Annotated in this window: 12 protein-coding genes; 2 read left to right on the top strand and 10 right to left on the bottom strand. The window is 35.2% G+C overall.

Translation table 11 applies throughout. The annotated features are described in order from the left end of the window. Window positions 1-209 precede the first annotated feature (209 nt). From G460_RS0120630 to G460_RS0120615, 4 genes are all read right to left on the bottom strand, one after another. On the bottom strand, window positions 210-2,120 hold the full coding sequence (locus G460_RS0120630; protein WP_026957109.1) for a polysaccharide biosynthesis protein: 1,911 nt from the start codon (window positions 2,118-2,120) through the stop codon (window positions 210-212). Window positions 2,121-2,378: 258 nt separating this feature from the next. Beyond that, a complete protein-coding gene (locus G460_RS0120625; protein ID WP_035464837.1) occupies window positions 2,379-2,957 on the bottom strand; it encodes a sugar transferase in 579 nt (192 codons plus the stop codon). 33 nt (window positions 2,958-2,990) lie between these two features. Continuing rightward, window positions 2,991-4,127, bottom strand: a complete 1,137-nt coding sequence (locus G460_RS0120620) for an aminotransferase class I/II-fold pyridoxal phosphate-dependent enzyme (protein WP_035464915.1) — start codon at window positions 4,125-4,127, stop codon at window positions 2,991-2,993. Between the two features lie 357 nt (window positions 4,128-4,484). Further along, a complete protein-coding gene (locus G460_RS0120615) occupies window positions 4,485-5,642 on the bottom strand; it encodes an MraY family glycosyltransferase (protein WP_026957106.1) in 1,158 nt (385 codons plus the stop codon). A gap of 249 nt (window positions 5,643-5,891) precedes the next feature. On the opposite strand from G460_RS0120615, the gene G460_RS22405 reads away from it, so the two are divergent. Further along, a complete protein-coding gene (locus G460_RS22405; RefSeq protein WP_051316167.1) occupies window positions 5,892-6,593 on the top strand; it encodes a sugar transferase in 702 nt (233 codons plus the stop codon). An 84-nt stretch (window positions 6,594-6,677) separates the two neighbouring features. Further along, window positions 6,678-8,378 carry a capsule assembly Wzi family protein gene (locus G460_RS22400; protein ID WP_051316166.1) on the top strand — a complete coding sequence of 567 codons (1,701 nt, stop codon included), beginning with the start codon at window positions 6,678-6,680 and terminating at the stop codon, window positions 8,376-8,378. Window positions 8,379-8,437: 59 nt separating this feature from the next. Here G460_RS22400 and G460_RS0120595 read toward each other — a convergent pair whose 3' ends face one another. From G460_RS0120595 to G460_RS0120570, 6 genes are read right to left on the bottom strand one after another with little or no spacing between them, the layout of a single operon-like run. Then, window positions 8,438-9,832 (bottom strand): UDP-glucose 6-dehydrogenase, encoded by a 1,395-nt coding sequence (locus tag G460_RS0120595; RefSeq protein ID WP_026957105.1) that lies wholly within the window; start codon window positions 9,830-9,832, stop codon window positions 8,438-8,440. A 4-nt stretch (window positions 9,833-9,836) separates the two neighbouring features. Next, window positions 9,837-10,598 (bottom strand): WecB/TagA/CpsF family glycosyltransferase, encoded by a 762-nt coding sequence (locus G460_RS0120590; protein ID WP_026957104.1) that lies wholly within the window; start codon window positions 10,596-10,598, stop codon window positions 9,837-9,839. Then, window positions 10,573-11,745 carry a glycosyltransferase gene (locus G460_RS0120585; protein ID WP_026957103.1) on the bottom strand — a complete coding sequence of 391 codons (1,173 nt, stop codon included), beginning with the start codon at window positions 11,743-11,745 and terminating at the stop codon, window positions 10,573-10,575. The genes G460_RS0120590 and G460_RS0120585 overlap by 26 nt, the downstream gene beginning before the upstream one ends. Window positions 11,746-11,758: 13 nt before the next feature. Then, a complete protein-coding gene (locus tag G460_RS0120580; RefSeq protein ID WP_026957102.1) occupies window positions 11,759-12,751 on the bottom strand; it encodes a polysaccharide pyruvyl transferase family protein in 993 nt (330 codons plus the stop codon). Window positions 12,752-12,781: 30 nt separating this feature from the next. Continuing rightward, a complete protein-coding gene (locus tag G460_RS0120575; RefSeq protein WP_026957101.1) occupies window positions 12,782-13,681 on the bottom strand; it encodes a glycosyltransferase family protein in 900 nt (299 codons plus the stop codon). A 5-nt stretch (window positions 13,682-13,686) separates the two neighbouring features. Beyond that, window positions 13,687-14,667 carry a hypothetical protein gene (locus G460_RS0120570; protein WP_157366991.1) on the bottom strand — a complete coding sequence of 327 codons (981 nt, stop codon included), beginning with the start codon at window positions 14,665-14,667 and terminating at the stop codon, window positions 13,687-13,689. Window positions 14,668-14,853 lie beyond the last annotated feature (186 nt).

The following is a 14,853-nucleotide window of genomic DNA, read 5'->3' as shown; positions in this document are numbered from 1 at the left end:
GATACGAGTATTCTCAATGCCTCCTATTCTCTCTTTAGAAGGTAAAAATTTTCATGAAGCCTTTTATGTGTAAACAGTAAGCGGTAAGTAGTGCCAAGGTCAATTGTCATTGATTAGAAATCCATGAGAGATAGTTCAGTTACTCCACCTACAGCCAGGTTCTCACTAAAAAAAATCTTGATTTCTGTTACTTGCTATTTGATACAAACTTAGTTCAGTCTATCAAGCACCTCGAAGCGGGAGGAATTGGAAATAAATTCAGGAACAATGGTCTTTAAGTGTGCGACTATTTCATTTTCGGATTGCTTTTGAATCAGCTCCTGGAAAAGCTCTACTTGCCCGTCGATTTTATGGTAGGCTGCCGGCACTACTTGAGCAATTTTTATTTTAGGGTGATGCGTGATTTTCACCGTTTCAAAATCATTCAGCAGTTCCTCATACAATTTTTCTCCTTCTCTCAGTCCTGTAAAAATGACCTTGATATCCTCATCTACTTTCTTTCCGGAAAGCTGGATCATTTTATTTGCCAGATCTAAGATTTTGACCGGTTCTCCCATATCAAAGACATATATCTCTCCTCCATGTCCCATTACTGCAGCTTCCAGTACCAGCTGACAAGCCTCGGGAATAGTCATAAAAAATCGGGTAATCTCCGGATGAGTTACTGTAATAGGACCTCCATGCAAAATCTGCTTTTTGAAAAGAGGTATAACGGAACCATTGGATCCCAAAACATTTCCAAAGCGGGTCGTGATGAATTTGGTGTGATATTTTTTATGGTTTACTTCCAAATATTCATTCAAAGCCTGCACATACATTTCTGCAGCTCTTTTACTTGCTCCCATCACATTGGTAGGGTTGACGGCCTTGTCGGTAGAAACAAAGACAAATTTATCCACCTGAGAGAGTACTGAAAGGTCTGCAAGAATTTTGGTGCCCAAAACATTGGATTGAATAGCCTCTTCTGGATAGTTCTCCATCATCGGCACATGTTTGTAAGCTGCCGCATGGAATACCACTTGTGGTTTGAATGCCCTGAAGACTTCTTTCATCTTCTTTTTATTGCGGACATCACCCAGAATAATCTTAATGGGACAAGCAGAAAAACTTTCCCTGAATTCATTTTCTATATCATACAATGCCGATTCAGCGATATCCAGCATGACCAGCAGCTTGGGCTGATAATGAGATATCTGTCGGCACAGTTCCGACCCAATCGAACCTGCTGCACCTGTGACTAACACCACCTTGTTCATCAGGTCTTCCTGAATCCTAGGATTATCCAGCTGAATCTGCTCTCTGGAAAGCAAATCCTCAATTTTAATTTCTCGGATAGCGCCTGCTGTCAAACCACCATTGATCCATTGATCCACAGGAGGAACGATGGAAACAGAGATTTTGAGACGAAGACATTCATCAATGATTTCCCTTTTTCTCTGCACTGAAATATCCCGAACGGAGATAATTAATTCTTTGATCTCAAATTGCTTGGACAATCTCTCCAGATCTCCAATTCCCTCGTAAATGCGAATACCTGAAATGATCTTTCCTTCTTTTTTCGGATCGTCATCCAAAAAGGCAACCGTATTGAAATAACTCTTAGAGTCTCCCTTAATCGCTTCCTGAGCAATAATTCCAGATTCGCCTGCACCAAAAATGACTACATTTTTCAGCTCTCGGGCGATAAAGCCATTTCTAAGATAGACAAACAGTTCCTTGACCAGCAAGCGATAAAATATCAGCATAAACATGGCAGATAAGCTGGCAATGATCAACACCGAAGTCGGCAATAAGAAACGATCATTCAGGAAGTTGCCATGAAAGAAGTTGAGGAAAAGGAAAAGGATAAAATTGATGAGAACGGTTTTGAAAATATTAGAACCGTCTTTAAAGCCTGTATGCCGAACTATACCTTCATAGCTCCGGGTATTTTGCATCACCAAAAGTCCCCCTACCATAAATGTGAAAGACCCCGCAACTGCATCATACTGCTCGATCAAGGCCAGCTCAAAATTGAAACGCACCAGATAGCCGAATAAGGCACACTGGAAAAGTATCAGCGCATCAAGTGAGGCAATGATCCATCTAGGAAGGATCTTTAACCGTGACAAAAAATTCATAGTAGAAATTGTTTCAAATAGAAGTATTTAAAAGATATGCCAAACAATCATCTATGATGCAAAATAAGCTTTTTCGTGAAGTTAAACCAAACATCCTAAGGTTATTTTCCCCTCAATCCAATTATATTCTGTCATTTCTTAGACATGAGAAATTGTCAATTCATTCCATTGACAAGTCTCAATCTTGTTGATTTCCTAGAACCAAAAGTATAACAAATTTATAATTAAACAGTTAAGAGAATGAAAAATTCTTGTTATTCAATGATTTCCGGTAAACTTCCCCATACTCACATGGCCTTGCTGGGACACGCCTTTTCCCCGAATCACATTGAAGAAAGTGACTAGCAATATTTTCCAGTCTAGCAAAAAAGAGTAGCTGTCTACATAGCGCACATCAAACATAAATTTCTCCTCCCAAGAAATGGTATTTCTGCCATTTACCTGAGCCAGGCCTGTCACACCCGGTCTAACTTCCTGTCTTCTCAATTGCTCAGCAGAATAAAGCTCCAAATATTCCGGCAAAAGAGGTCTGGGTCCTACCAGACTCATATCCCCTTTGATGACATTGAGTAGCTGAGGAATTTCATCCAGAGAAAACTTCCTTACCCAATGTCCCACCTTGGTTATTCTTTCAGAATCAGGAAGAAGCTGTCCCATGCTATCAAGACGATCTTGCATCGTCTGAAATTTCAGAATTTCAAATACTTTGGAATTTTTCCCAGGCCTTTCTTGTCTAAAAATAGGATTGCCCCGAAAATGAATGCCAAGACAGCAATAAAGCAGAATAAAAAGAGGGAAAAGAAGTAAAAACAACAAGGAAGCTAAGAGCAAATCCATTAGCCTCTTACCAAAAATTCGATAAAGCACTTCTTAGAATGTTTTGGCAAGCTCTTGAATGATTACTCCCACGATTTTCTCCTGATCTTCCAAAGTTAAACTTGCAGAACTTGGTAGGCATATCCCCTTTTTAAAAAGCTTACGCGAAGTATCTCCTCCAAAAAACTTGATCTCCCGATATACAGGCTGGAGATGAAGCGGTTTCCAAAGAAAGCGAGTTTCGGCCCCGTTTTTCATCAATGCTATGCGTAGGCGATCATTTGAAAATCCTGTAACAGTCTCATCGATCAAGATGGTGCTGAGCCAATAATTGGAAAATGCCCCTTCAGGTTCATTTTGAAATGTAATACCTGGAATAGCTCCAATTAGTTTTCTATACGTTTCATTGATCAGTCTTCGCTTTTCGACCCACTTTTCCAATTGCTCCATTTGCGCTAAACCTATAGCAGCGGAGAGGTTATTCATCTTATAATTGTAGCCGATCTCCAAGTGCTGATAATACGGTAAATCCTCCCGGGCTTGGGTAGATAGATATCGAGCTTTCTCTACAATTGCCGTGTCATTGGCAATCAGAGCCCCACCCCCACCGGCAGAAACGATTTTATTTCCATTAAAAGAGAAAACTCCCAAATCCCCAAAAGTACCGCAAGCTTTGCCATCAATATGACTTCCCACAGCTTCTGCAGCATCCTCCAACACAGGGATTTGATATTTCCGAGAAATCTCCATGATTTCACGCATTTTGGCAGGCATTCCAAAAAGATGAACGACTACGATAGCCTTGGGCTTTTTCCCATGGGCAATTCTATCCAAAATTGCATCTTCTAGAAGTTCCGGCGACATATTATAGGTATCGCTTTCACTGTCTACAAAAACGGGTTTTGCCCCCAAATAGATAATGGGATTGGCAGAGGCACAAAAGGTAAAAGACTGACAGATCACCTCATCACCAGCTGTAATCCCCATCAGTACCATTGCCAAATGGATGGAACTAGTGCCGGAATTGAGCGCTACCACTTGATGGGTTTTTAGTTTCTTTCCTAGGAGGCTTTCAAATTGTGGGATAAATTCTCCTGCTGTGGCCAACTGGCCAGATTGAATGGCTTGCTGGGAATAGATCATTTCATTCCCCTCAAATATCGGTGCAGAGAGTGGATATTGGTAAGCCATAGTGGGTGGATAAACACTTACAGCCCTCAACTTAGCACCTATTTAGAAAAAAGCAAAATTAAGTTCTTTCCAGAAGCTAGAATTAGCTGGTAAATACCTAAAAAAATGACTGTTGGATGTGGATATAAGTCTGAAATTTAAAGTCAGAAGTCTGAAAGTAAATTATGCCACTTCCTATCAAAAGATTTTTTTTCTCGGAGACGGGCGACCGAGGACGGAAGACAGGAGTTTGGAAGTGATAGTGTTCAGAAGACGTTATTGCAACCGTAATTCAAAAAATACTGTCAAGTATAGTAGATTAAAATCTTTCATCCTATAATCTAGGTTCTTGACTCTAACTTCTTTATTCTATTCCTCTCAATTCATATTCACCTTAGAGTCGGTGATTTTTTTGAGATCCATTTTGATTTTGGCCCTTTTTGTAGATCCATTGGCATGGACGTCTAGTACCTTCGGCAATTTTGCTACTTTCTTTTTGACTTTTTTGACAGCCACCAAATCCAGCCACAAACCTAGAGAAATAGCCAACACCGAAATTACTGGCAGTACTATGTTATCAGAATAGTTTTTCAAAATCAGGACCAATACAATAAAGGACAGTTGAACCCCTCCCAAAATTAGCGCTACCTGATTATGTTTCAGTCCCATTCTCATCAGAAAATGATGGACATGGCTTTTATCTGGAGTCATAGGTCCTTGTCCTCTTCTAATTCGGCGATAGAATACTCTAGCCATATCATAAAGAGGAAACATCATCAAGGCTACTCCAGTAGAAAACACAGCTTCAAATTTCCAAGCAGTACCTGTTGGTAAAGCGACGTTGTACTCCATAAAGGCTATTATCAAGGCTCCCATGGTAAAGCCCAATGTCAAGGAACCTGTATCGCCCATAAATATTTTTGCAGGGTGCCAGTTGAACACCAGAAATGCCAATACTCCAGCCAAAAAAGTAAAAGAAAGGATCGCAAAGCTATCCAGACCCTGCATCATAAACCAACAGCCCAAAAATGAAAAGACAATCACTGCCATAGTCCCTGCCAAACCATCTAAGCCGTCAATCAAATTAAAGGCATTTGTCAAAGCAAGCATTACAAAAGCTGAAAAGGCATAAGAAATATATAAAGGAAGTTCTTCTAAACCGAGAAAGCCATGCAGGTTTTTGATGCGGATGTCGGAAGCTATTACTACTAACAGGACTGCAACAAGCTGGCCCAACAATTTATGGCTGGCTCTTAATTCTACCATATCATCTCGAAGGCCTACAAAAAACACCAAGACAATCCCACCTACCAAATACCTAAGCGAAAGCGGGGAAAGTGGCCAGTTCCAAATAATAAAGGAAAGCAAGGCAGCAACTACAAAACCAATTCCTCCCATGGAAGGGATAAGATCTTGATGAATCTTCCTTCCCCCTGGGATATCGGCGTAGTTGAATTTTGAAAAAACTTTAATCAAAACAGGGAAAATCGAAATTCCAACAGACAAAGCAGTAAGAAATGCAAAAATTGTGGTCATGGTAACATCAAAGTTCATATAGCACGCAACGCAAAAAGTTGTCCAATCATTACAGCAAATGTAGGATTTTGACTAAAAAAACTTAGTCTTTAAATCAAAAAATTAGAAAATGAAAAATAATCTTTCATAAAATACAATTTTATGTATTTGTAAAAAAACATAGCCTTTCTTTGATTTTTTTGCAAAAGTAGAGACCTTTACAGAACCCAAAATTAACCAACCAAGGATTTTTTTTAACAAAAAACCACCATGATAGACGATTTTCGAAATAATATTGGGGAAGTAGGTTTTCATTTAGAGAAAAATCTACGAGATCAGGATTTAAATGAAAGTTTATTTTCCGATAAATACAATTGGAAAAACCTTACCATTAAAAGAATGACAGATTTGTTTTTGTCTTTTTTCTTTATGCTGGTATTTGGTTGGTGGCTATTTCCACTGATTGCAATTGCTATTAAACTGGATTCTAAAGGACCAGTATTCTTTAGACAACCAAGAGAAGGGATCAACAATACCACATTTCATTGTTATAAATTCAGAACAATGGTTGTGAACAAGGATGCAAACCTGAAGCAGGCTACCAGAAACGATCCTAGAATAACCAAAGTAGGACGAATACTTAGAAAGACGAGTCTTGATGAACTTCCTCAATTACTCAATGTAATTTATGGAAATATGTCCTGCGTAGGGCCAAGGCCTCATATCCATGTACAAAATGATCAATGCGCCAAGCAAATCGAAGGCTATAAAAATCGTCATTTAATGAAGCCTGGCATTACAGGCTTGGCACAGGCTAAAGGTTATAGAGGAGAGACTGAAATTAATAATGGGATGTATTTCCGCTACAAACTGGATATGTATTATATCAAAAATTGGTCTCCTGTATTTGATTTAAAAATTATAGGCATGACCATAGTTTCTGTTCTGACAGATAATGAGAATGCCCACTAAGATAAATTGATTAATTTTAGACTATGAAGCATTTCTTTGAAATGCTTTTTTTATGCAATTAATTGTGTCACCGGCAATATACGTATGAGAAACTTCACCCTACTTGTTCTTTTTACTTTTTGTAGCATTTCGGCCTTTTCTCAAAACCTTCCGTTATCATTTAGTCAGCAATACGAGTACTTAAGAAGAGAACAGGTAATTGGAAACATCAGCAGAGATATAACCTTTAATATCAGACCCTTAGCCCCATTTAAATCTCTTACAAATTTTGAATCCGCCTATCTTCAAGATTCCGTATCTCGATACAATCCTAAAATTTCTCCTTTAAAAAATCAAAAGGGAAATTTAATCCTTTCTCCAATCCCTTTACAATTTACTTCAACTTATAATTCTAGCATGCCTGATGGATGGGAGAATTCTGAAATGCTGTCCAATGTAGGATTACAGACCTTAGTATCTGCAGGCTTTCATTTAAAATTCGGGAAATTATCAATTCAATTTAATCCCAATTTTCATTTTGCACAAAACAAGAATTTTGAGGAATACCCCGAAGATGCCTCTATTGAATATTTCAGACATTTAAGAAGAAGCGTTTTTGGAATAGATAAGCCAACAAGGTTTGGCAACAATTCTATCTCTAGCATTAATCTGGGCAACTCCCATCTCGGAGCTTATTTAGGAGGTATCTTTGTGGGAGTATCTTCAGAGAATCTCTGGTCCGGTCCAGGACAGTTTACTTCTTTGATTTTAAGTGATAATGCCCCAGGTTTTAATCATTTCAGAGTGCAAAGCACCAAACCGCTCAAAACCTTTTTAGGGAATTTTGAGGGAATCTATTGGGCAGGTCAGTTAAAGTCTTCCAACCTAAGCCTCTATTCTGATGGGGCGCATCAAGCAATCTTTGGAGAGAAGGAAGAGGATAGCTGGAGATATTTTACAGGTTTGACAATCTCTTATAGCCCAAAATGGATTCCAGGTTTTTCATTAGGAGGTACTAGAGGTTTTCAGATTTATCGAGAAGATATGGAAGATAATTTTACAGCTTTCTTCCCCCTATTTGCTCCATTCCAAAAAGAAGAAGAAGGACTCATAGAAAGCAGGGATTTGAGACAAGATCAAAATGTAAGTATATTTTCCCGATGGGTAAACCCCGCAGCCAAAACTGAGATCTACTTTGAATTTTCAAGAAATGACCACCCCCTCAAGTGGAGAGATTTAATTCTAAACCCCGAGCATAGTCGTGCATTTCAACTAGGCTTTAGCAAATACCTTTTACTTCCTAATAACTATCAATTGGGTATCCAAGCTGAAATCACCCAGTCCCAATTTAGCATCAATAATATTATAAGGTGGCCCAATGCACAAGGATCTAGCAATAGTGGATTGGGATCCTTTGACAATTTTCAGGTAAAACATGGATGGACGAATGAGGGACAATTGCTGGGTAGCAATACAGGAATAAGTGGGAATTCCTATTTATTAAAAGTAGGCTTATATAAAGGCTTGAAAGAGATGTCAATCAAAGTAGAAAGTTTTGAAAATCATCCCAACTTCTACGAGTATGCAAATACAGCTGGATTAGATGTAAAACCTTGGGTAGATAATTCTGTATTTCTAAATTATTCAAACAGCTTCAAGAACCTACTTTTAAAAAGCTCAGTGGGTCTAACACAATCACTGAATTATAATTTCTTAGTTTCAAATCCATCAATAGATTCATTTTCTTCAATTGACAATAAACAGCCAAATTTTTCAATGAATTTATCTCTTATATATTTGCTCTAAATTAAACTGAAAAAGCCTCCTTAATAGGAGGCTTTTTAGAACATATTCAATTAAATTCTTTAGGATTTACCAATAGCATAAACCCTAAAGCCAATTTTCCTCAAAGCTTCATGGTCTAAGATATTTCTTCCATCAAAGACCTGAGCGGGTTTCAGCATGGAATCATAGATTTTTTGCCAGTCATATCCCTTGAACTCATCCCACTCAGTCAGAACAGCCACAGCATGCGCTTCCTTACAGGCCTCATAAGGATCTGATTCTACATATAGCAACTCTTTATTGGCTTCAGGACTCCGGGTGTTCAAGTAATCCAGATCTGCGTACATCTGATTGGCCTTTACTTTCGGGTCAAATACATGGATATTCGCATTTTCATTAAGCAAATGGTCTGCAACATAGATGGATGCTGATTCCCTGGTATCATTGGTATCCTTTTTAAAAGCCCATCCTAAGAATGCGATTTTCTTTCCACTCACCGTATTATACAAGGACTTGATTATTTTCTTGGCAAATCTACCTTTTTGATGATCATTCATTTTGATCACCTGCTCCCAATAATCAGCTACCTCAGTCAAACCATAGGATCTACTGATATAAACTAGGTTTAGGATATCCTTTTGAAAGCAAGAACCTCCAAATCCAACCGATGCTTTTAAGAATTTACCACCAATACGGCTGTCTGCTCCTATTGCACGTGATACCTCATCAATATCTGCTTCCGTCACTTCGCATAGCTCAGATAATGCATTGATAGAAGAAACCCGTTGAGCTAATACTGCATTGGCTGTGAGCTTAGAAAGCTCAGAGGACCATACATTGGTAGTTAAGATTTTTTCTTTTGGGATCCAATGTGCGTAAATATCCACCAAAGCCTGAATAGCTTCCTTGCCTTCTGGAGAATTTTCACCTCCAATAAGCACTCTATCTGCCTGCTGCAGATCTTCTACAGCTGTGCCTTCAGCCAAGAATTCAGGATTTGAAAGAATCTGGAACTTCACTCCTCCTCCAGTATTAGACAATATATCTTTGACAGCCTCAGCAGTACGTACAGGGAGAGTAGATTTTTCTACAACAATCTTATCTGTGTTAGATGCAGCAGCAATTTGTCTGGCACATAGCTCTATCCATTTTAGATCCGCAGCCTGTCCTTTTCCTTCTCCATAGGTCTTGGTGGGAGTATTGACAGAAATAAATATCATTTCAGCTTCTTGTATGGCCTCATCCACCTTGGTAGAAAAAAATAAATTTCTTCCTCTAGTCTCTGCCACTACCCGATCTAATCCAGGTTCATAGACTGGTAAATCATCGAAATTTTCATCATTCCAAGCGGCAATTCGAGCTTCATTGATATCGACGACAGTTACTTTGATATCAGGACATTTTTGCGCTATTACCGCCATGGTCGGCCCACCAACGTATCCTGCGCCAATGCAACAGATTTTGGATATTTTCATATTATTAATTATATCTTAATACTTTGATTTTAAACCATTCCCGTAGAAAGAGAAAAAGGAAAACACTGTTGGTTATGAAATATCGACTAAACAATCGTTTCGGTTCTTGAGACAACCTAAATAACCATTCTAAACCTGCTTCCTGCATCCATTTCGGGGCACGCTTCTGCATCCCTATCATTACAGGTAATGCGCCACCGATCCCAATCATACAAGCATTGATACGTCCTTTCATAGCTGCCATCCATTTCTCTTGTTTTGGGCATCCCAATGCTACAAAAACAAAACCGGCTCCGCTTGAATTTATTTTTCTAATGTAAGATTCCTCTTCTTTATAAGAGATAGCTCTAAAAGGAGGGCTAATCATGCCAACAACATCCAAACTTGGATAAACTTTGGCGCAAAACTTACGTGTTAAGTCAAGCATAGAATCTGTTCCCCCAAAGAAAAAAACCTTAATTCCCCTTTCCTCTGATGATTTAAGCAAATCTGGTAGTAAATCCATCCCAGCTACTCTATCTTGAGATACTCCGTAAAAAAATTTAATACTTTTAGCAAGAGGAACTCCATCTGGAGTTACTAGATCAGCTCCATTCACTATTTTCGAAAAACCCGCATCTTGACTAGCTTCAACCAACATATGAACATTTGCTACACATACATAAGAAGAAACAAAACCAAGTGCCAGATTAATAGAATCTTCTAAAAACTTGAAGTAAGGCTGAGAAGTAACTTCTAAACTAATTACTCTTTTTTTTGCGTTCATCTAGTATTGATTCATAAATGGACAATAACATCTGCAAATTTTTTTCAGGAGTATAAATTTTCTCATAACTAGTAAGAGCCTCTTTGCCGAAGTTAATCCTATCATTTTCAGTAAGACTATTCCAATAAGAGGTCTTAGAAATTAAATCATCGACTGTTTGGGAAAAATGTAATCCATTTACTCCATCTTCAATCATTGATTCCATTGCACCAAGTTTATTAGCTATTACTGGTGTACTCAATGAAAATGCTTCAATTATTGTCATGGGCATTCCTTCAAACCAAATAGATGGAAATATTAAAGCAGTACAAGATTCCATCTCAGTCTTAACTTCTTCCAAGCTCAAGCGCCCTAGAAATAAAATATTTGGATAGCTACGAGATATATTTAAGACTTTTTCTCTAAGAGGCCCATCTCCACCTATGCGAATAGGATATCCACTTAATATAAATGCATCTAAAAGTAAATCTATACCCTTCTCTTCACTAAGACGTCCAATAAATAAAAAGGAAGAAGACCTTCTCTTCAAATAAGCAATAGGTCTTTCAACAAAATTAGGTTTAATAACCATTTTTTCCTTTTTGAGACTAAAAGATGAATTTGCGAACAAACTTTTTGCAAAAGGAGTTAAAACTATATAACGATCGACCTTATCCCAAGATCCAATTTGTCTGTGATAATAATTAACAAATGTAAGCCAAAAAGTCAATAGTACGGAATTTTTATATACTCTATTCAAAATAGCACTCCAATGAAAACGTGAATACATACTATCTAAAAAAATTGTTCCCTTATTAAACAGTGTAGCAGAAGGACAAATCAAACGATAATTATGAAGGGTCATAACTATAGGAAAACCCAATTTTGAAAGCTTCCGCAAAACTAATGGACCTATCGCAAAATGAATATTGTGAAAATGAACAATATCAGGTTTAAAAATCTTAATCCTCCTATAAATTTTTCTCCAAGCAAAAGGATTCGATATAGACATAATAAAATCAAAAATCCCCCGAAATCCGTGAGAATTAAAAAGACTTACAGATTCTACTTCAAAATTCGAAGACTTTACAAGTTTTAGTTCTTGTTCAAATACACTGTCCTCACCACCACGAACTGTATAGAAAACATGAATAAATAAAATTCTCAAAACTATAAGATTTTTAATTACTAATCAAATTCTTTAATACATCAAAATGCTTTGAACTTTCATATATATAATTAGAAAAAGAAGAATAAAAATCTGGATCATGCGAATTTAAACAATTGTCTACTTGTGCAAAGTCATTACAAACATAAGTATCTAAATTGGAACTTTTTAAAAATTCAACAGCCTTTCCAGGACCTCTATAACTAATAAAAGGAACACCAAAGGACAAACCAGTAACACCAACATGAAGTTTCGAAGATATAATAAAATCAGCCTGAGAGAGAAAACATACAGTTTCTTTTAAATTATTAAAAACATAGTGATTAGTATTAGAAACAAGCTCATAGTCATTACCCGAATTTGGCAAATGGCTTCCAAAAGTTATAATTTCAAAAGTCTGACTATAATCGGAAAGAAAATTATCAAGAAATTTTTCACTTCCTTGTTTCAAATTTAGAACAATTCTCTTTTTTGGAGCAGATTTTAAATTATCATTAAAATCAAAAAAATTTGGAGTTTGTAGAACAATGTCCGGAATGAATGAAAACAAATTAGAATCAACAGTATTTAAATCAGATTCCAACCTTACAGTCCCCCCTAAACAAATAGGGTTATTAAATAAACGTCTTTTAAAAGGATTATTTAAATAAGTAGAACCATCACCACCAATAGAAATACATACTAGCTTTTTATTGTACTTAACTATTGCTCTAAGAAGGTTAAAAAAAGAAACTTCAAAATCAAATGCAACTTTTTTTGCAATAAATCTGAGAACAGAATTATTAATTAACATACCACCACCACCAATCACAACAATATCTGATTGATTTACAAATGAATCAATATCATTTACAGAATAACAAGAACATTCAATTTCCAATTCCTTTGTAGAAGAATATAAGATAACATCGTTACCCAGATTCTTAAGATAAGTAGAAATCATAAAGGCCATTAAATCATCACCAAAGTTGCCTTTATCATAAGACCCCCAAAGACCAATTTTCATAATATTAAATTTATAAAATTAAAAACGTAATTATTTATATTTTATAACTCGGCTTATCATCGATATACATCTATGATAAATCTTATTCATGTAACTATAATGATTAATATGCTTTCTAGACAAAACTTTATTATCAATATCGAATGCAGACGGAAATAAAAAAAATGTATTTTCGGAAAGATCCAATATTGAGTCGAAAAAACTACTTTGCAATTTAGTATGAGTTGCACAATCCCCAAAACCAACATTTCTAACTTTAGAAATTTTTGGCACTATAGCATATAAGTTATTCAACAAATGAAAATAAAACCAACGAATCGCCCAAGAATCGATATCTTCATTTAGTTGCTTAGAAATCAGCGATTTTAGATCATCACCATATAATTTAACATTAACCTCATCTTTTATATAAACATTTTTAAAATCCCAATCTACTTTATTCCATCGATCCTTCCATGTAGCCCATCCCCAAGATGTTACACGATGAGAAAAAAACGCATCAAATGGAAAAGATTCATTAATTTGGAAATTGGGTCGATAACCAGAAATAGAACAAACTAATTTATTGGAATTATAATTCACTAAAGCTTGATTCATGAAAACAAGAAAATTATTAGATAGAATTAAATCGTCTTCCAAAACTATAGCAGAACCATATTTAGAGATTACTTCAGAGACACCAGAAATAATAGATTTTGCTAAACCTAAATTATTTTTTCTTTCAATAACAAAAACACTCTTAAACCCGTTAATATTTGACAAATATTTACGAATCAAATCAATTGATTCTATATCGGAAGAAGATTTGGGACCATCTGAAAAAACAAAAAGATCTGATTCATTACTTAAATAATTTCCTTTCAAAGAATCTAATAAAGAAACAACATTATTAAATCTATTATAGACAAATAAACAAATTGGAGCAACCATTAAAGTTATTTTTTATATAAAATAAGTGAATATGAAAGAATAGAATAAAATATATACATAGCTATTTCATATAGAAAGACATTATCAGTTTGCATCAAAACCAAAATAAGAATAAAATTAGAAAAAGCGAGTGGTGAAATTGTAATAAACTTCAAATGAATAAAAACCCAAATAAAAAAGAAAAAAGAACCAAACTCAAGGATAAATCTAAGAAAATCATTATGAAACAACCTTTCAACATTAGCAAAATTATACAACACATTATCAACATAACCTACTCCATACCCTAAAAAAAAATCAAACTCATCAGGTTTATAATTAAAAAATTCACCGGCAATTGATAATCGTCCCATAAAAAAAGCATTTGAACTTAAGCCCGTATAATCTTGAATAACATTATCAAAATAACCTGAATAAAGAAGAAACCATAAATTACCACATATCAAAAGAAGAAAACTAAAAATATATTTGAACAAATTGGAATTCAAATAATTTAAAAGAATCTTATAATTAATCAATAAGAGATAAACGAAAGAGGAAAATAGCGAAGCCAATATAGCTATTCTCTTTCCTCCAATAACTGTTAAAAAAAGCGCAAAAAAGAATAATTTATAATTTTTCTTAGATAAAAAAAACAAAACAAAAAAACAAAAATATAATGAAGAAGTACTCTCCGTATCTACATCTGAATTAACAAAATCAAAACTAAAAATTGAATCAATTAATGAACTAAAAGAAACTCCAGACGATATTAAAGAAAATAAGTAAATAAAAAAATTCAACCAAAAAAGAAATTTTAATAGTTTATTTATTTGAATAGAATTAAGTTTAACAGAAATAAAAATAAAATAAAATACTGGTGTAACTAATAAAATTATATTTACAATATTTCTAAATGAAAATACAGCATTAAATAAAAACAAAGAAGTTAAAATGGTCAAAATTGAGATCAATAAATAAAATTTAATTAATTTAATTGAAAACAAATAGGACAAATTTGAATCTATATTGTTAAAAAATTTTTTATCAAAAACTAAAAAATAAAGAATAAATAAAGGGGTCAAAAAACGCAAATACTTAAAGTAATCAACATTAATGTTTAATACAATCAGAAATTGAGGAATAAAGATAAAAATAAGAAAAAAACACAGATACTTATAGTAAGAATTATT

It is taken from the genome of Algoriphagus vanfongensis DSM 17529 (genome assembly GCF_000429465.1).
Classification (GTDB): Bacteria; Bacteroidota; Bacteroidia; order Cytophagales; family Cyclobacteriaceae; genus Algoriphagus; species Algoriphagus vanfongensis.
The sequence above is the reverse complement of the archived record's forward strand: the minus strand, read 5'-3'. Positions and strand labels throughout refer to the sequence as shown.